The organism is Streptococcus wuxiensis (assembly GCF_040888245.1).
Taxonomy (GTDB): Bacteria; Bacillota; Bacilli; order Lactobacillales; family Streptococcaceae; genus Streptococcus; species Streptococcus wuxiensis.
Map to the genome: position 1 here is coordinate 33897 of NZ_JBFNFE010000002.1, position 18466 is coordinate 52362.

General features: G+C 39.7%; 20 protein-coding genes and 2 pseudogenes. 3 read left to right on the forward strand and 19 right to left on the reverse strand.

Annotated elements, in window-relative coordinates; genetic code table 11:
• Positions 1–90 precede the first annotated feature (90 nt).
• Positions 91–1566 carry a M protein trans-acting positive regulator PRD domain-containing protein gene (locus AB2B47_RS02950; RefSeq protein WP_036756088.1) on the forward strand — a complete coding sequence of 492 codons (1476 nt, stop codon included), beginning with the start codon at positions 91–93 and terminating at the stop codon, positions 1564–1566.
• Between the two features lie 78 nt (positions 1567–1644).
• On the opposite strand, the gene AB2B47_RS02955 is transcribed toward AB2B47_RS02950, so the two are convergent.
• From AB2B47_RS02955 to AB2B47_RS03015, 13 genes and pseudogenes are all read right to left on the reverse strand, one after another.
• Positions 1645–2172: a hypothetical protein gene (locus AB2B47_RS02955; protein WP_320693595.1), complete on the reverse strand. Its 528-nt coding sequence runs from the start codon at positions 2170–2172 to the stop codon at positions 1645–1647.
• Between the two features lie 104 nt (positions 2173–2276).
• Entirely contained in the window at positions 2277–4085 is a 1809-nt protein-coding gene (gene glmS / locus AB2B47_RS02960; protein WP_320693596.1) for a glutamine--fructose-6-phosphate transaminase (isomerizing), read from the reverse strand.
• A 273-nt stretch (positions 4086–4358) separates the two neighbouring features.
• Positions 4359–5159 carry an ADP-ribosylglycohydrolase family protein gene (locus AB2B47_RS02965; protein WP_320693597.1) on the reverse strand — a complete coding sequence of 267 codons (801 nt, stop codon included), beginning with the start codon at positions 5157–5159 and terminating at the stop codon, positions 4359–4361.
• Positions 5160–5209: 50 nt separating this feature from the next.
• Entirely contained in the window at positions 5210–5524 is a 315-nt protein-coding gene (locus AB2B47_RS02970; protein WP_320693598.1) for a hypothetical protein, read from the reverse strand.
• An 18-nt stretch (positions 5525–5542) separates the two neighbouring features.
• On the reverse strand, positions 5543–6718 hold the full coding sequence (locus AB2B47_RS02975; RefSeq protein WP_320693599.1) for a hypothetical protein: 1176 nt from the start codon (positions 6716–6718) through the stop codon (positions 5543–5545).
• A gap of 3 nt (positions 6719–6721) precedes the next feature.
• The gene (locus tag AB2B47_RS02980) at positions 6722–7396 is read right to left on the reverse strand and encodes a hypothetical protein (protein WP_075231905.1); all 675 of its coding nucleotides are present in this window, start codon (positions 7394–7396) and stop codon (positions 6722–6724) included.
• Positions 7397–7524: 128 nt separating this feature from the next.
• Positions 7525–7803, reverse strand: a complete 279-nt coding sequence (locus tag AB2B47_RS02985; RefSeq protein ID WP_006152976.1) for a DUF5960 family protein — start codon at positions 7801–7803, stop codon at positions 7525–7527.
• Entirely contained in the window at positions 7796–8158 is a 363-nt protein-coding gene (locus AB2B47_RS02990) for a hypothetical protein (RefSeq protein ID WP_320693600.1), read from the reverse strand. Before AB2B47_RS02990 ends, AB2B47_RS02985 begins: the two co-directional genes overlap by 8 nt.
• Positions 8155–9570, reverse strand: coding sequence for a Y-family DNA polymerase (locus tag AB2B47_RS02995; protein ID WP_036756102.1), 1416 nt, complete (start codon positions 9568–9570; stop codon positions 8155–8157). Before AB2B47_RS02995 ends, AB2B47_RS02990 begins: the two co-directional genes overlap by 4 nt.
• A gap of 3 nt (positions 9571–9573) precedes the next feature.
• Positions 9574–10260, reverse strand: coding sequence for a helix-turn-helix domain-containing protein (locus AB2B47_RS03000; protein WP_036756106.1), 687 nt, complete (start codon positions 10258–10260; stop codon positions 9574–9576).
• 209 nt (positions 10261–10469) lie between these two features.
• Entirely contained in the window at positions 10470–10967 is a 498-nt protein-coding gene (locus AB2B47_RS03005) for a DUF6287 domain-containing protein (RefSeq protein WP_320693601.1), read from the reverse strand.
• A 528-nt stretch (positions 10968–11495) separates the two neighbouring features.
• A pseudogene (locus AB2B47_RS03010) lies at positions 11496–11769 on the reverse strand (diacylglycerol/lipid kinase family protein); the annotation flags it as partial.
• A 3-nt stretch (positions 11770–11772) separates the two neighbouring features.
• A pseudogene (locus tag AB2B47_RS03015) lies at positions 11773–11916 on the reverse strand (IS982 family transposase); the annotation flags it as partial.
• A gap of 351 nt (positions 11917–12267) precedes the next feature.
• Between AB2B47_RS03015 and AB2B47_RS03020 the strand changes: the two are divergent.
• Together AB2B47_RS03020 and AB2B47_RS03025 are read left to right on the forward strand one after the other, a co-directional pair.
• On the forward strand, positions 12268–12876 hold the full coding sequence (locus tag AB2B47_RS03020) for a DUF1269 domain-containing protein (protein ID WP_320693602.1): 609 nt from the start codon (positions 12268–12270) through the stop codon (positions 12874–12876).
• 244 nt (positions 12877–13120) lie between these two features.
• A complete protein-coding gene (locus AB2B47_RS03025; RefSeq protein WP_002893762.1) occupies positions 13121–13342 on the forward strand; it encodes a tyrosine-type recombinase/integrase in 222 nt (73 codons plus the stop codon).
• Positions 13343–13451: 109 nt separating this feature from the next.
• Here AB2B47_RS03025 and rpsI read toward each other — a convergent pair whose 3' ends face one another.
• The 6 genes from rpsI to AB2B47_RS03055 all read right to left on the reverse strand — a co-directional run bounded on the left by rpsI (position 13452) and on the right by AB2B47_RS03055 (position 18367).
• On the reverse strand, positions 13452–13844 hold the full coding sequence (gene rpsI, locus AB2B47_RS03030) for a 30S ribosomal protein S9 (RefSeq protein WP_002893764.1): 393 nt from the start codon (positions 13842–13844) through the stop codon (positions 13452–13454).
• Positions 13845–13862: 18 nt separating this feature from the next.
• A complete protein-coding gene (gene rplM / locus AB2B47_RS03035; RefSeq protein ID WP_024418516.1) occupies positions 13863–14309 on the reverse strand; it encodes a 50S ribosomal protein L13 in 447 nt (148 codons plus the stop codon).
• A gap of 159 nt (positions 14310–14468) precedes the next feature.
• Positions 14469–15176, reverse strand: a complete 708-nt coding sequence (locus AB2B47_RS03040) for a YwaF family protein (protein ID WP_320693603.1) — start codon at positions 15174–15176, stop codon at positions 14469–14471.
• A gap of 122 nt (positions 15177–15298) precedes the next feature.
• The gene (locus AB2B47_RS03045) at positions 15299–15910 is read right to left on the reverse strand and encodes an NUDIX hydrolase (RefSeq protein WP_320693604.1); all 612 of its coding nucleotides are present in this window, start codon (positions 15908–15910) and stop codon (positions 15299–15301) included.
• Positions 15897–17270 carry a UDP-N-acetylmuramoyl-tripeptide--D-alanyl-D-alanine ligase gene (locus AB2B47_RS03050; RefSeq protein WP_320693605.1) on the reverse strand — a complete coding sequence of 458 codons (1374 nt, stop codon included), beginning with the start codon at positions 17268–17270 and terminating at the stop codon, positions 15897–15899. Before AB2B47_RS03050 ends, AB2B47_RS03045 begins: the two co-directional genes overlap by 14 nt.
• A gap of 53 nt (positions 17271–17323) precedes the next feature.
• The gene (locus AB2B47_RS03055) at positions 17324–18367 is read right to left on the reverse strand and encodes a D-alanine--D-alanine ligase (protein WP_320693606.1); all 1044 of its coding nucleotides are present in this window, start codon (positions 18365–18367) and stop codon (positions 17324–17326) included.
• Positions 18368–18466: the final 99 nt, after the last annotated feature.

The window sequence follows — 18466 nt, forward strand, 5'->3', positions numbered from 1 at the left end:
GGGGTGGCTTTCTTTTATGCTAGAATTCTGATAATCTTCGGTTATCTTCTTTTCTAATTATTCTAACATTACTTCGGGAGTTTATTTATAATGAGAGAATTACTCAGCCAAAAAGAGCAAAGGCAATTAAAGGTTTTAGAATATTTGTTTGAAAATCCTGACTGGATTTACCTAGATGATTTATCTAAGATCATCGGCTACAATGCTCGCATCATCAAGAGTGATATCAAGGATTTACGCGAAGTCTTCCCAGACTTTGATATCAGACACTCAACTGCAGGAATTATGATGGTGAATGTACAAAATAATGGTATTGAGCGAATCTACCAATATTTTTTACAGACATCTGATTATTTCCAAATTTTAAAAGCTTTCTTCCTCTTGAACAGCCCCTTTACCTATGAACATCTTGCCGAATCTTTGGATATTTCCCTTCCTTCTTTGCGTAAGAAGGTTGCGGACATCAATAAGATTCTTGACGGAACCTACCGCTTCAAGCTCAAGGTAACCCCTATCTCTATTATTGGTGATGAAAAAGATATTCGATTTTTCTTCTCCCAATATTTCCATGAAGCATATAGCTTTTTAGAATGGCCCTTCACAGAAATCAAAGAAGCAGACATTGATAGCTTTGTTTCCTTCTTTATCAATTTGGCAAAATTCCCTGCAAAATATCAAAACCTCTACCAAATCAGAACTCAGGCTACAGTCGATTTGCACCGAATGAAGAGAGGTTATTTTGTTCGTTTCCCAAAACAAACCACTTCCTGGTTGAGCCCTATCTACGATCAACTCTCTGACTTTCAGAGTCAGTTACAAGACTTGGCCCAAGGGCTCAATGTTGAAATTACACCAGAGAACCTCAATCAGATTTTCAGTCCCTTTGCAGAACCTGCTCTCTTCTTTACAGTTGAAGATTTCCTAGCTGCCCGTCAGTCTTACGAACAAGTTGATCGTTCTTACCACGCTGCGCGAGACATTCTAGACAACTTAACTCGAAGATTTGGTGTTCAATTTTCAAATACTGATACCTTGATTTGGAACTTACACAATACTGCCTTGCTTGAGCGAAGAGAAATCAACTCCGAATCAATCATTTCACAAAATAAAGATTACACGCTTGGAAAGATTAAAAAATTCTTCCCCAAATTTTATGAGGCAACTGTCTTTGAAATGATGCGTTATAAGAGCATTATGGGACAAAAGGAGAAGACACCTGCCCTTTCTCACCTGATCTACACCCTCTTTACTCACGCCGAGGGTCTTACAGATCAATTATTTGAACATAAGAAGAAAGTCAAAGTCTTAGTCCTAAGTGAGTATGACTTTGCCCATCCACAGTTTTTGATATCTCTCTACGAATTCCATACTTCTAACAACATCCAGTATGAAACTTGGGATAAGGAAACTCTTAATATTGAAGAAATCTTAGATAGCGACTATGATGCTATCATCACTAATTTCGACATCAAAGGTCTCGAAGACATGCTTGTCATCAATATCAGTCGACTATCTATTCTGCAAGTTGTTAATGAACTCAATAAGATTTCTATGCAAGATTTATAAATTTAAAAACCTCCTAGAAAATATCTAGGAGGTTTTTGTAAATCTATGTTTTCTCTAAAGAATCATGAGCTAATCACATTATTCAAAATCAAGAGTCTTATTCTTAATCACAAGCTTGGTATGAGCTGTTATATATTGTCGGTCAAGGGTTGTTGTAACTTCCCCTTCACCATTTATAATATGCCAAGCTCCATCTTTATGAACAACCATAGCAACTTCTTGTTTGTTTTTATCTTCATTCTTAACAGCCAAGGCATAGGCGTCATCGACCCCTTCTAGCAAGAGTTCTTTGTTGCTACTGAGTGTCAGTAGATAATAGGCTCCGTCTCGAACACCAATATCGTATTGTTGATTCACAAATATGGTTTTGTCGTAGCTAGGTCTTGGTTCAGAAGTTCCTGATCCATTTCCAAGGATACCCTTAAAAGTATCCTTTTGCTTTTCTGCCTCAGCCTGTTCTTGAGATTTGATAAATTCCTGAACTGCAGCAATCTTTTCACTCTCTTGTTTCTTTGAAGCTCTCATTTGATGAATCACTACAGTCCGAATCAAAAACGAACTTGCAAACAAGAGTCCTATGATAGATGAAATTTTCCCCTTTTTCATTTCCGCTCCAATCTCCTTATACTTCACTATTAACTACTTTTCTATAGTATAACAAGATTTTGCTAGGTTGACAAGAAATGTTGGAATTCAGTAACAGGACTTCCTTATTCTACCGTTACAGACTTAGCAAGGTTACGTGGTTTGTCCACATCAAGTCCACGATGTAGGGTTGCAAAGTAAGCGACTAGTTGCGTTGGTACGACCATTGAGACTGGTGAGAGGTAAGGGTGTACGGTCGTAAGAACGATATCGTCTGTATCTTTGGCAACATTTTCTTCTGCAATTGTGAGGACCTTAGCGCCACGCGCTGCCACTTCTTGGATATTTCCACGAGTGTGGTTAGCAAGAACTGGGTCTGACAAGAGGGCTAAAACAGGTGTCCCCTCTTCAATCAAGGCAATGGTTCCATGCTTGAGTTCTCCAGCCGCAAAACCTTCACATTGGATGTAAGAAATCTCTTTGAGTTTGAGACTGGCTTCCATGGCTACATAGTAATCTTGACCACGTCCGATGTAAAAGGCATTGCGTGTTGTTTCAAGAAGCTCACGAACCTTACTATCAATCAATTCTTTTTCTGAAAGGGTTGATTCGATAGACTGAGCCACGATAGACAACTCATGAACCAAATCGAAAGCTTTGGCTTTTTCATTGCCATTTGCTTCACCAACTGCTTTTGCAAGGAAGGCAAGGGCTGCGATTTGCGCTGTATATGCCTTGGTTGAAGCTACGGCAATTTCAGGACCTGCATGAAGCAACATAGTATGGTTGGCTTCACGAGAAAGAGTTGACCCTGGCACGTTTGTCACTGTCAAGCTTGGAATACTCATTTCATTGGCCTTAACCAAAACCTGACGGCTATCAGCTGTTTCACCAGATTGACTGATAAAGATGAAGATTGGTTTCTTGCTGAGAAGTGGCATCCCATAACCCCACTCAGATGAAATACCGAGTTCAACTGGCGTATCTGTCAATTCTTCCAACATCTTCTTAGAAGCAAACCCTGCGTGGTAAGAAGTTCCAGCTGCAAGAATGTAAATGCGGTCAGCGTCTTGAACAGCCTTGATGATAGCTGGGTCTACCACTACTTGAGCAGCCTCATCTGTGTAAGCTTGGATCAACTTACGCATCACCGTTGGTTGCTCATCGATTTCCTTGAGCATGTAGTAAGGGTAAGTTCCTTTACCGATATCTGACAAGTCAAGTTCAGCAGTGTAGCTAGCACGCTCACGACGATTGCCATCGTAGTCTTGAACTTCAACGCTATCAGCTTTCACAATTACCAACTCTTGGTCATGGATTTCCATGTATTGGTTGGTCTCACGAATCATGGCCATGGCGTCTGAGCAGACCATGTTATAGCCTTCTCCAAGACCAATCAAGAGAGGTGATTTATTCTTAGCTACATAGATGACATCTGGATTTTCAGAGTCGATCAAGGCAAAGGCATATGAACCACGGATGATGTGAAGAGCTTTTTTGAAGGCTTCAAGTACTGACAAGCCGTCTTCTTCTACAAATTTCCCAATCAAGTGAACAGCGATTTCTGTATCCGTTTGTCCCTTAAAGTGGTGACCTGCAAGGTATTCTTCCTTGATTTCAAGATAGTTTTCGATCACCCCATTGTGGACCAAGACAAAACGTCCTGTCTCAGAGCGATGTGGGTGAGCGTTATCTTCTGTTGGTTTTCCGTGAGTGGCCCAACGAGTATGTCCGATACCAGTTGTTCCCTCAACCCCAGCTGTCTTGGCAGACAATTCTGCGATACGACCAACAGCCTTGACCAAATGGCTTTCAGCACCACCTAGAACAAAAATTCCAGCCGAATCATAACCACGGTATTCGAGCTTTTCAAGCCCTTGAATCAAAATATCAGTTGCATTTGTATTACCAACAACACCAACAATTCCACACATAGTATATACGACACAGACAAGCTGTGCTTTCTCCTTATCGAAATTGGTATAGTCTGATTTTCTGTTTTTAGAATCAGTGAAAACAGTATATACTTGTTTCTTTAACTTGTCAAGAATAAAAATTGGTATAGCTCAATTGCTTTTAAACTGCAAACAAAAAACCATTCAAGAAATAACTCTTGAACGGCTTAGAAATATAGCTAATCAACTGATATCCATACCCTATCTAACACTAGATATCATAGTTTATCTTTTCTCACTCCTCGTAGCCAATTATTTATTAGGGTGGATGGGATAGGCACTTTCAAAAGTATCCACTATCTCTACTAAACGATCATCCAGATAGGCCATAGCTTGATTTCTGATTGGAGCAGGAATTCCATAGTAGGCTTGCGCAAGACCTCCACAGATGGCAGCGATGGTGTCGCTATCTCCTCCGATGGAAATAGCATTTCTGATAGCATCTTCAAAATCTTGTGACTCGAAAAAGGCTTGAAAGGCCTGAGGAACCGAACCTTGACAAGTCACATCAAAGCTATAGTCCTCACGGATTTGGTCCAGAGTAAAGTCCATCGGATAGTAATTTTTATCGATGTAGTCTCTGATTTCATGGTGGCTAGAACCAGTTCTAGCTAAGAAGATAGCTACTGCAACTGCTTCTGCACCTTTTAGTCCCTCAGGATGGTCATGACTCACTTCTGTCACTGCTTGGGACAAAGCCTTTGCCTGCTCTATACTATCTGCCGCAAAACCGACAGGGCTAATTCTCATGGCAGATCCATTCCCATAACTCCCATAGGGTTGAGGATCATCTGAAAAGATCCAGTAGAAAAAATGACCGCCATAGCCACAATTTGGATATTGTCTCCCTATCTCTTGCATGTATTTCACTGCATTTTTCGAGAGTTGACTCCAGTCTTCCCTACTAGCCAATAAGGCTTTAGCAACCGCCAAAGTCATAACACTATCGTCCGTCGGACAAGAATCACGAGTGAACAAATCAAACTCTTTACTCTTATGATTATCCGCCTCAAATCGGGAACCAATAATATCTCCAATAACTGCACCTAGCATAAGCTACCTCCTAGAAGTTTTTCTAAAGATTTTTATCACGTTAAATAGAGTTACATATAACCTACACAATTTACACCAATTACTCCTCGTCTTAGGAATATCGTATGAAGTTTCTCATACTCAAATTGTTCATACTCAAATCGCTCGTATTCAAATTTCTCATATTCAAACGGTTCGTATTCAAACTTTTCATATTCAAAAACTTCAATTCCTATTTCTTTTAATACTTCTTCTGGCAACTCGTAATCTTGGTCTACTAAACCAAATAGAGTAAATCCTGAATCGACACAAAATGATAGTACTGGATTGTATATTGAAGAGTAAATTACAGATCCAGCTATCGATCCTACAAAACTACCAATCATGAATCCTAACACAGGAATTTAAATTAGTGATTGACTTGCAGCTCCCATAGATAAAGCACATGTTGTTACAAACATTTCTTTGATTAATTCATTAACCATCTCAGCTCTGCTCATGTTTCCAGTAGTGACTTGATACGAATTTTTCATGGAATTCATCACTAATACAGTTACTGCTCCAACAATTGACGGATCAATAGATTTCATTGCACTACCACATAATCCTGCCTTACAACTTGCTGTAATTGCTGCTGAAACTGTACCTCTTACAAATCCTTCACCTGCACCTGTAATCGCTGCAAATCCTATCTTTTTAAATTGACCTTCTTCGATTTCTCCATTTTTAATTAGATAAGCTATGGCATTCAATACTTCAGGAGCAACTCTTAACACCATTGATATTGTTGCTGCAGTTAAGCCAGCTTTGTACGCCTGCCTTAAGATATTGGTAAACTTAATCAACTCTTCGGTTGTAAAATTTAATCCCTCAGGATTTACTCCACCCTCCTTAGACAAACTTGCAAGTTCACGTGCTTCCTGTTCCGACAAAGCAATCGATTCATTCCCCTTATTATCTTTAACTTTATCACTCAGTAATTTTAGAGTTTCTTCATAGCGATGAACTTGCTCCGATCGCTTTACAGCTTCTTCTCTTATTTTTCGCTCTAAAAACATAGTCGCTTCTTTTAGCTGATCTGATGGAATTACTCTATACTGCCCTGTATAAACTGGATCACTCAAAATTGTGTCTGCTGAGTATCCTCTCTTCTCCAAATATAAATCTAAACTTTCTTTCCCACCTTGTGATTTATATTCGCTAAAACGTTGAAAAATACTCTTAGCTTGTTGTTCTGCACTGGATGCTCCGTTTTTATAATATTTTAAACCAAACTTAGCATCGAAGTTTACTCCCGTAATATCAGCAGAACCAAAATCATGGCTACGATCAACTTGTACTCTGTTTTTTGAAGAATTAATAGCTGCATTAATATTAAAAGTCCCAGCATGCCAAAACTCAGCAACATCTCCCTTTAGTGTATCTATACGTGCACCACTTGTTTCAAAGTCATTTAGATTATTCACCAGCTTCTTTATCTCTGATTCTACAGCGTTTACATAATGTATTCCGGTAGCATGTCCTGCAAAATTACCTGCGTTCTTCTCAAAGAATTCATATCCCTCTTTAAAGGCTTCCATTCTTTATGCCTCCAAGAATTCTGATAGTCCATCCATATATAATATTAAAGTCAAAGCTCGGAATTGTTGGTCAGTAATTTTTCTCTGATCCTCTGTTGTGGTAATCCATTTTGTAGCTTCTGCAACCGCATTGATTGCATCCGCTGCAATAGCTGGAGCCGAACCTACTAGGAAAGAAAATAGTGTATTCCCGACATTCGAAATAACATTAGGAATATCCCCCATAGCACCTACCGCAGCATCTATAGCTTGTTCTGGTAGAGATTTTTTAAATTCGATAAGTTCAAATTCTGTTTTATAATTTCGACAAAGCTCAATAAATTCATTATAGTCTTCCGGATTATCTATAGTTTTTGAAATAATCATCATCCCACGTTTTCCTAACCAACCATATTTCATTCCATATTTGTCAAATTTTACATGCATACTGGATATTTCATTCTTACTTGCCTGATTTTCACCAATAAAAAGTACATGTTCATTAGAAGAAATTGTAGACATATTATCTAAATAGTTTTGTTCTAACCAGACACTCACTTTAATCGCATCATCTTTAGTTCCCACAATTACATCATCTTCGTCGTCGTTAGCGCTTACAAGTTGGCGCAAATAATTAGCATAGCCAACTGTATTATCATCACAAACAATGATTAATTTTTTTATATTTTGTTCAAACATAATAATCCTCCATATTAACTGACATTTTTGTTAATTTATATAATTTTACAAACCTATTATATCATATATATTATTCAATATTATATAATATAAAAAATCTTCAGTAAAAGATGAAGATTTTTCGTTTTCTAGATACAAAAAGTATAGCTAAAACCTCTAACTGCTTTATTTTCGGACATCTTTACCCTAAAATAAAACCGATGTTCCCTACCGTCCTTGGCATTTTCCTTGTTCAATACAAAGTAGTCCTTTTGGTTGATAGCCATGGTTCGTAGAATGTCATCAATCAAGAAAGTCAGGGGTACATTCATGGCAGAGTATTTTTGGAAATCTTCCTCAAAACGAATGTAGTCATCTGAAAAATAATCCATCTGCAATTTGTTTTCATATAACTCTTTTCTAGTCATCAACTTCCTCCTGACAAAGTTGGATTGTAAGAATATCATCTACCCTTATTAATCGATAGCCTTCATCCGTTCTAACAGAGATTTCTTGAGGAGATAATTCTCTTACTTCACCCACTATCGTGCTTTTATGATTTTTCTCCTTGACCATAAAAGAGCCTTTTAGTCGTCCAACGTAGAGCTGAGAAAGTAGCAACAACTTCTCGACTGAATTCAAATCTGTCGATAAATCAACACGATTTTTTTCTGCACTGAGTGAACTGGTATGCTCCGATAGAAAAAAGCCCATCCACTTCTGCATGCCTGGATCCTGATAATCCCTCGCGGATTGGAAGGGCAAATAAGAGCGATCAATCATTTTAGTCCATCTAATCCTCCAGCAGAGTGCCCTCCGATCAGCTTACTTCTGGCAATACTTCTCGATGCATCCTCTAAGGCAGTCGCCTTCAAGAGAGAAGTAAAGCCGAATTGCTCTCGAATGGAATCAATGGCGGTCTGGAGCCTTTCTTCTTTTTCTACTTTATCAACATCATCAAAAAGGGAAATCAACCCAAAGGATTCGTCCACAAATCCTGAATAACTAACGGCTACACTCCTGACAGCTCCAGAAGTATATTTGCTATGGAATAATTTCAGTACATAACTGACTAAAAGACTGGTATTATTGGTCGGCTCCACCTTCATCTGGGTATGGATGGAGCGTTTTTGTTCCTGCTTAGAAAACCCAAGATGTATAGAAACGACCGTTGTCTTTTTCCCAGCCCGTCGAAGCCTGATAGCCACCTGCTCAGCCATCTCTCGAAGGATAATTTCGATGTCTCGCTGCTTGACATAATCTCTCGGTAAAATTTGCGAATTGCCTAAGCCGTGAGATTTGGCTTTATAGGGCTTGTGAACATTACTCTCATCAATTCCATTAGCATGAAACCACAAGCGAAGTCCAGCTTGCCCAAGTTCTTTCTTCAGGAAATCCGGATTGCTATTGGCTAATTCCTTAATCGAATAGATTTCCAAGCTATTCAAGCGCTTCTCCATCCGATGCCCAATCCCCCAAAAGTCGGTCATCTTTGAAATGGACCAGACCTTATCTTCCACGTCCTGGTAAGACCAATTGGCTCGCATGGTCGGTGTGTGCTTGGCTTCATTATCCAAGGCCAACTTAGCAAGCAGGGGATTGGCATTCGACATGCCGACCGTCGAATAAATCCCGGTCTGCCGCCAGATATCTCTCTGGATACGAGCCGAAAGCATATCTAGCTTATCTTTGCGAGAAATCTGCTGGTCCGGGACAAAATAATTAAGCGAACTGGTTAGGTCAATAAAGCCTTCATCAATTGAATAAGGATAAATATCATCTGGACTGCCATAATTCTGGAAAATGCGCTGAATTTCCATGTTGACTGCGATATACTTATCCATCCGAGGAGGGACAATGACGGTCACCCGAGCCCAATCCTCGATAAATTTCACATAGGCTGGGTCTGTCCGTAAGCCTTGTTTCTTGGCATTGTAGTAGGAAAATTTACGCGTCTTAATATCAAAGGGGAGGTCATAGGCACGTCCGACATTTGCTTTCCCAAAAACCTTTTTAAACATAGGCGAGGAGGCAAGAATAAGCCCAACAGAATTATCCGCCCGGCTCATGACACAAAGGGAGGTTTTGAGGGGATGGAGTCCTCTTTCCACACACTCAACACTGGCATAAAAGGACTTCATATCGACAAAGGCAATATCACTTTTGGGCTCTCTGGAATAATCAAAGTAGCCCATAGACTATCCCTCCATTGGCACAAAGTTACCCACGATAATGCCTACAATCCGCGGATCTTCTTCGTAAGAGATGTAAATATCCTTGTATTTAGGATTGATGGAAACCAGACGCAAGCCATCCTCTTCTCGATAGACTCGTTTGATATAGGTCTGGTTATTGCAAACCACTGCATAGACAGCACCGTCATAATCAAATCCGGTTTCTCGAATCAAAGCTACTGAACCATTTTGATATTTGGGTTCCATGGAATCTCCAGACACCCATGAAGCAAAATCGTGAGCTAGTTCTTCATTGAAATAAACCGTATCGAAGTTTCGATCATCATAAACCGAAGCACCGATACCAGCCGACATGCGTTCATAGACATGATACTCGTAGAGTTTTTCTGAAATAGCAGTCACCTTCTTGGCTTGTTCTTCTTGAGCCAAGTTGCGAGCATAGACTATCACCTTTTCTTTTCCTTTATTGGAAAGACTATTATAGAGACGGACAATTTCGATTTGAGTAAAATAGCCTTTTGGTACTTTTAAAATCTCTTCTAGCTGTTTAACTTTTTCTTCGGAAGGCTCCTTGACTCCACGCTCCCAAGCCGAATAAGCCTGAAAACTAATGCCAAGCTGCTCTGCAATCTCTTTTTGTGTTAGCTTTAACTCTTTTCTCCTAGCCTTGAGTTTTTCTGGTTGGTACATGTTTTACCTCCTAGCGTTATCTTTCATCCTAGGTTGATTCCATTTTTAAAATTCAACCATTTTGGTTTAGTTTTATTATATAAAAAAAGTAGACGAATGTCTAGTGGGAAAATCCAACTTTAAACCCTGTTTACTTCATCTTCATAAAATGATCATGACTTACAAATAAAGAAGAAAACCACCTCAAATTTGATGAGATGGTTAATCATTTAGTCTACTCTATAAAAGACTTGTTCTGATCTGGTTGGGGCAGCTTGACCAGCAATCAGCCTATTTTTAGTTAAATCAGTATCTAACCCATCCATAATAAGTCCAGCAGGATAAATACTCATTCCATAGCCTGAGATACCATCTCTAATGCTGAATTCAATCGTTCCATGGCTACCCATGCGCACTTTTTCAATATTTCCACTGTTTACTAGTCCATTTTTATCGAATGTAAACTCTTGCCCAAGGCCATTTCTCCAAGTTCCAACTAGAGTCGAGAAATCTCCATTTAGAATGGCTTGCTCATCTATTTTTTGTGATTTAGCATTCGTTTTCTCTTCTTGTGTCGAGATTTTTTCCTCAGTAGTCGCAACACTATCTTGAGTAGTCGTTGAACTAGTGGTTGTTGTACTAGTCGCTGTCGTACTAGTAGTAGAAACCTGTTCTTTTGTAGTACTTACTGCTTCTGTATCTTGCTTCTTATGATTAAAGAAGAACATAAAACTTATCAGTACTATAGCAATTAAGCAACTTAACAGAATCAAAATCCAATTGATGCCTTTTCCTATTTTCATTTATAACTCCTTTATATTATTTGTATTTAATTATATCATACTAAACTGATACTAGGAAGAAATTGTATAAGACAAAGACTAGTGGTGAGAATTTTGGGGTGAACTCTCTATTGAGGATTAAAAAAGAACACCCCAAAAAGGTGCTCTTTGTAAGTATAGTCATTCTTTCGAAGAACGTTTTGAGTGCAGTGGTTGCCATCCAATCAAACATCGCTTCGCTTGTTTTCTTGGGGCAACTGTGCATAGCATATCTCTATGCGACTAAAGTCGCTAGAGCTATCCTAATTGCGCACCGCCAGTTCTCATAGAAAAAAACACCTTGCAAGATGCAAAGTGTTTTCGTTTGTATTCTGCTGTCCAGCAACGAATTAACGTTTAGAGAACTGGCTAGCTTTACGAGCCTTTTTCAAGCCTGTTTTCTAGTATTTTTATATCTACTGGCAGATTATCCTACTTATCCCCATCAATATCTGACTCTAACTCAACCTCTGAAGAAATCCAAATATTGCGTGCTTTGATATATTCGATATTATTGTTACCTACTAGATCCCCTTTTTAATAAATCTGGGATAACCGATAATTTAGAAATGATGGATGAATCCTTTAAAATCAAGATATTTCCATATCCATCTGTATTTTCATCAAATAGTTTTTTGTCTGCATAGTAATTAGATAGAAGAACTAAGACCTGAGTAGATTCACCTTCATAATTGCCATTTTCGCTTTCAAAAGGTAATAATTGCTTATTCATAGCTTGGCGAATCAGTTGCACCAGCCAAATTAATTGTCTTGACCGACGAATAAAGCGACTTCTTTCAAGGATTCGACCATAAGGAAACAGTTGGCAGATTCTATAAAAGTGTCGTTGTGATTCGGCACGCTCATCAGACTCGCTACACAGAGCTGGTACATAATATCTGCTATAATTTTCTGGAAGATTTGGTCAAGCGGTCTTTTAGCCGTGTGACAGGCATACAGGAAAAACACTATTTATTTACTTTTTGCACGGGAGGCTTTAAGAATCTAATGGACATCTTTCTTGATAGTCACTCAGAGTCTCCAGAGTGTCTGGGCTGGGATATGGCAAAGATATACCGCTGCCTGAAACTGTTCTTTAACGCTGATAAACGCGACATATCAAATAAAATGTCGCACTAAAATGATTGAAAAGTAATTGAAACCGTGTTATAATGTATATGTAATTTTTAGAAAAGAGGTACTAACTATGGAAAACCTAGTAGTTTCAATCTTTAACACTGAAAGCGAAGCTTATCAGTCCTTTGCGGATTTGAAGGCTTTCCGCCAAACTCAGACGACCAAGGTTGCTCAAATCGCCTTGGTCAAAAATGAAAACGGTCATATCGTTGAAAAAGAACGCTATGACTTTGAAGATTCAACGACGGATGCAGCCCTAAAAGGTGGCTTGTTCGGTGCAGTTATCGGGCTTTTGGGTGGTCCTATCGGCGTCTTGTTTGGTTATGGTATGGGTAGCCTCTATGGTTTGGCTGCTGGTGATACCATTGATACGGCAGAAACTGGCCTGATTGACGTTGTTTCTCAGAAATTGACTAACGGTGAAACAGCCGTTGTTGCCTTGGTGCAAGAAGACAACGAAGCAGTCATCGATGCTTACTTCACCAAGTACGACACCCAAATCATGCGTTGGGATGTGGCAACCGTCGTAGCTGAAGTTGAAGCAGCCCTGCAAGTCCAAGAAGACCTCTACAACCAAGCGCGTGCGCAAATGAAGGCTGAACGTAAAGCAGATCGCAAGGCCAAACTTGAAGAGTTCAAGGCAAACATCAAATCAAAATTTGATAAATTGAAAGCCTAACGTCTAAGCGTCTCATAAATTTAAATGTGACTGAGACACCATTTAAAATTTATGTGCGTCGGATTCTCACAGTTAAATAATTGCGTTGACAAATCCGTTACAGCCGTTCTTCCATTCTTTGAAAAGAATGTTTAATAGACAAGAAATCTGGACTAGTATTGGTCTGGATTTTTTTGTGAATATAGAGGTCATAGCTTTTTGACTATGCTTTGTTATAATTAGAAAGATTTTAAGTTTTATCAAGATGAAATCAGTCAGACGCAGGCACCCTGAACTAGCACCAGCTTCCCCACACAAACTAAGACATACTGGTGCGACACTCGCAAAACAAGCTGGGGTTTCTCTTGAAGCCTTCTCAGAAGCTCTTACTCATAGTGATAAAGAGATTACAAAAACTTACGTTAATATCAAAGATAAAGTCAATCAGACTGTAGGTGATATTGCTTTTCGTAGTTTAAAAAATTGATGGGGTGAATATGGGGTGAATTTTGGGGTGAACTTTGATTTTTTGAAACAAAAAAGACATCCAAGAAATAATTCTTGAATGTCTGTAAACGTTGATATAATCGTATTGATTAACGTTTTGAGAATTGTGATGCTTTACGAGCTTTCTTAAGACCTGGTTTCTTACGCTCAACTTTACGTGAGTCACGTGTAAGAAGTCCTGCGCGTTTCAATGAATCGCGGAAGTCTGGGTCTACTTGAAGAAGGGCACGAGCGATACCGTGACGGATAGCTCCTGCTTGACCAGCGTATCCACCACCTACAACGTTAACGAAAACGTCGTATGAACCTGCAGTTGAAGTAACTGCAAATGGTTGGTTGATGACAAGACGAAGGTCAGCGTGTGGGATGTACTCTTCAACATCTTTTTTGTTAACAGTGATTTTACCAGTTCCTGGAACAAGGCGAACGCGTGCAACAGCGTTTTTACGACGTCCAGTACCTGCATATTGTGCTTGTGACATACTTTATTGTTCCTTTCCTTAGATAAGTCCTGAAATATCAAGAACTTCTGGTTGTTGTGCAGCGTGAGTGTGCTCAGATCCAACGAATACTTTCAATTTCATACCTTGAGCGCGGCCAAGAGTATTGTGTGGAAGCATACCTTTAACTGATTTCTCGATCAAACGTACTGCATTTTTAGAACGAAGTTCACCAGCAGAGATTGATTTCAATCCACCTGGGTGGTTTGAGTGAGTGTAGTAGATCTTATCAGTTGCTTTTTTACCAGTCAATTTAACTTTTTCAGCATTGATAACGATTACGAAGTCACCTGTATCAGTGTGAGGTGTGAATGTTGGTTTGTTTTTTCCGCGAAGCACGCTAGCAACAACTGCTGAAAGGCGTCCAAGAGGTACATCAGTTGCGTCAACAACGTACCATTTGCGTTCTACTTGGCCTGGTTTAGCCATGAATGTAGTTTTGTTCATGATTTCTCCTATATGAATGTCGTTTTTGTTTACAGGGCGGATGTTCCGGTCCGCAAGTTATTTGAAAGGTTCCGGGGCCTTACAAATGGGGTAAACAATACCGCCTACTATTGTATCAAAATTCTCAGATAAAAGTCAAGCGGTTGGGAAAATATTTTTTTATTTCTGCCAGATTCGTAATCTTCTTTCACCCTTCTCCTCAAGCATGGTCTGAAAAGCTTTAGAGACTATGTAAATGGCGAAAGTCAAGAATAGGGTAACGACTAAATAATTGATCAAAGGACCGTGGTCTCCAACCAATGGTGGTTTTGTCAAAAAGCCATAATCTCCACCCGTCACTAAATTGACTATAAAAATCAAACCATTGAGTAAAGAGGTCAGTATAAGAATACCTTTGAAATCCAACAGACGAGCATCGTAGTCCTTCAAGAGATAAATCAAGGAATTTCCAAGAAGGGCTAAGTGTCCGAAAATAAAGGACAAAATGGCAATATGTGGGAAGGGATAGGGATCTGGTACTGGATAAACAAAGGCTGCCAAAGTCCCAAAGGTTCCGAGAACAGCAAAATACTGTTTGACTCTAGAGACACCCGGGGTCAAAAGCACTACAAACATAGCTAATCGACAATGATAAAAGGGTAGGCTTTCTGTTAAAGGCATCTGATTGACCAAATACCAACCGTAGAGAAGGATTAACTGGGTCGCCTGTAAAATCTGGAAAAATCGCTGACAAATCTTATTATTACCATAGCGATAGGCAAGAAATACAGTCAATGCCAATAAACTAAATAGACTTCCATACCAAAGAAGATCAAATTGGGGTGGCTCTGTCGGCTTCGTGCTAAATAAAGCATCCCAAACATTCATGTAACTTTCCTCATTTTCATATAAGCAGACCTCTTACTCATTTCTATAGAGCCTAGCTTACATTTATTTCTTATATTTTTGTGTTCCAAAGTAGCTATCGGCCTTAAGATAAAGCCAAGCTTCTAATCAATATATTGTTCCCGCTCACCCTTATAGACCTGCCATAGAATATCCATTTGTTCCTTGGTTATTCTTTTTTCAGATAAGGGAGGGAGAGCCGAAATGTCAAAAAATCCTAATTCAGCAACTTCTTGATTTTCTTGAAATTGTCCATCTAATAACTGACAGTCAAAGACGAACTTTGCATACTGCTTGTTCTGAAGTTGAAAGCGGTTGGTATCAAAAACTGCCAATAAAGAGCCTACTTCTGCTGAAAATCCTGTTTCTTCCTGAACTTCTTTTCGGATATTTTCCTTGGGAGAATATCCTACCTCACCAAAGCCACCAGGTAATGCCCAAGTATCCTCTCCTTGTCCTCTAACCAAACAAATCTTCTGGTCTTGAACAATCCAAGCTCGCACATCCATCAAGGGAGTTGCATAGCTACCTGTTGGTTTTAAAATTGCAGTCAATTCCTCTTGTTTGAGCTCTGTTTGATCCTGCAAAACACTCCATAAAATCTGACGTAAATCCTCATAACGTTCACGGTCAAAAGGATCCCTTGTATAGGTCAAACCAGTATCGGTAATGGCTAACATTCTCTGCAGAGCCTTAGCAAAATCAGTTGTGCTCATTTTCTAGACTTTCTACTAGCTTAGCTAGATTCATAGAGTTCGAACCTTTAAGCAAGATTTGGTCATGTGCACCAAGACTTTCCTTGACCTGCTTAACCATGGCTTCAAACTGGTCTTCCTCAGCTGTTTTCTTGAAGTAGTAAACATGACCGATGGGGAACATTTGACTAGCTAACTGAGCCAAGTCAGCAATGTCTTCACCGTAGAAAATTACGGTATCAAGGACATCGGGTGTAATGCTTAAAATCATTTGATTATGAAGTTGGACAGACTGGTCTCCTAGTTCTTTCATATCTGCCAAAACTGCGAGTTTCTTGCCACCTTCATTGGCTGGAATGGCAGAGAAAGTTTCTAAAATCAATTTCATGGCAGTTGGATTGGCATTGTAGACATCTGACAAGATATCTGCACCGTTGGCAGCTTTTTTCCACTCGGTACGATTGCGGGTCAATTCAAGATTTTGAAAGGCTTGATGGATTTGCTCCTCAGTTACTCCTTCTTGCAAAGCAACATAAGATGCAATCATGGCATTGGTCGCATTGTACTTACCAGTTACTGGCAAGTCGAGAGCCTGTTCCAAGAAATTAGCCTTGAAGGTTAAGCTATCCTTACGCTCGATCAATTCTGTAATTTCAAGTTCTGCACCTGGACCAAAACGAACCACTTTTTGCTCAGTAGGTAGATAATCCTCTACAATAGGATCAGCTGGTGCTAAAAACAAGGCACCCTTTTCCATCCCATCAGCGATTTGCAATTTCCCTTTGGCAATTTCAGAACGGTCTTTAAAGAAGGCCAAATGAGCTTCTCCTATCAAGGTCACAATGGCTGTCTTTGGATGAGCTAGTTCAGACAAGAGATGGATATCTCCTAAGTGATCCTGCCCCATTTCCAAGACTAACTTCTCAGTGTCATCCGGCATATGAAGAACTGTATAGGGTAAGCCAATCTCGTTATTGTAATTTCCTTGCGTTTTGTAGGTTTTGTAGCTTGTAGAAAGTAAATGAGCCAACATATCCTTGGTCGTTGTCTTCCCATTTGAACCTGTAACAGCAAAGACATCTACTCCTGTCTTTTGAAGGTAATAAGCTGCAAGAGCTTGAAAGGCTGTCAAAACATCCTCTACTAAAATGTAAGGATGACCTTCTACTTCCTTTTCTGACAGGGTTACAACAGCGCCATTTTCAAAAGCCGTCTCGATAAAGTCATGACCATCACGCGCCCCCTTGAGTGGCACAAATAGATCACCAGGTCCAATCAAACGACTATCAAACTCTGCCTTGACTAGTGGACTGTCCGCATAGCTGGTCACATCATTTTTTGCACCGACAACACGCGCAACTTCGTGAATCGTAAGTTTCATGTTTACTCCTTTAAAAAGGGGCAGGGAGTCTTGCCCCGCCCTTATAGCTATCTTTACAATAGGTGCGCTTCACGCTTGTTAAAGCTTTCTTTAGCAAGGTCAACCAAACGCTCGATTAGTTCTGGATAAGGAAGGCCCATATTGTCCCAAAGCAAGGGATACATAGACCATTGGGTAAATCCTGGCATGGTGTTGAGCTCATTTAGGAAAACTTCTCCCTTATCTGTATAGAAAAAGTCACAACGTGAGAGACCAAGTCCACCAATAGCACGGAAGGCAGCTTCTGCATTTTTACGCATGACTGCTACCACATCATCGCTAATCTTAGCTGGGATGTCCATGGTAATCTTATTGTCAATATATTTGGCATCGTAGTCATAGAAGGCTACGTCTTTGACAACTTCACCAGGAAGAGTGCTCTTGACATCATAGTTCCCTAAGAGCCCAACTTCGATTTCACGCGCATTGACTCCTTGCTCCACCAAGACACGGCTATCATATTTAAAGGCGAGTTCGAGAGCTTGATGGAGTTCCTCTTTATTTTCAGACTTAGAAATACCAACACTAGAACCCATATTAGATGGTTTAGTAAAGACTGGATACCTTAATTTTTCTTCAACTTCTGCGATCTTAGAAGCTAAGTCATCCCCTTCAACAATGGCTACGTAAGGGACTTGGGCAATGCCAGCAGATTCCAAGACACGTTTGGTAGTGATCTTATCCATAGCAAGGCTTGAAGATAGGATATTACAACCGACATAAGGCATTTTCAAGACTTCTAGGAAACCTTGAACGGAACCGTCTTCTCCCATAGGTCCATGAAGAACTGGAAAAACAACTGCGCCTTCTTCGTAGATGACACTTGGAGCAATTTTCTTGTCCCAATCAATCGTTTCATTGGTCATGAGACGGTCATCCTGCCCAGGAGTTTGGGTAAATTCTTGGGTTTTGACGAAATCACCAGACTGGCTGATAAAGAAGGTTTTGACTGCGAAACGATCATAGTTAACCGCACGCATGACACTCTCAGCTGACAATACAGAGACTTCACGTTCTGCACTGCGTCCACCATATAATAGAATAATTGTTTGTTTCATATGATTGTCCTATTTCTACTAGAATACTCGCTTTTTAGTATATCACATTTGTCTATTTTTTGAAACTTGTATAACAAAAAAGAGACTGGATTAAAAATA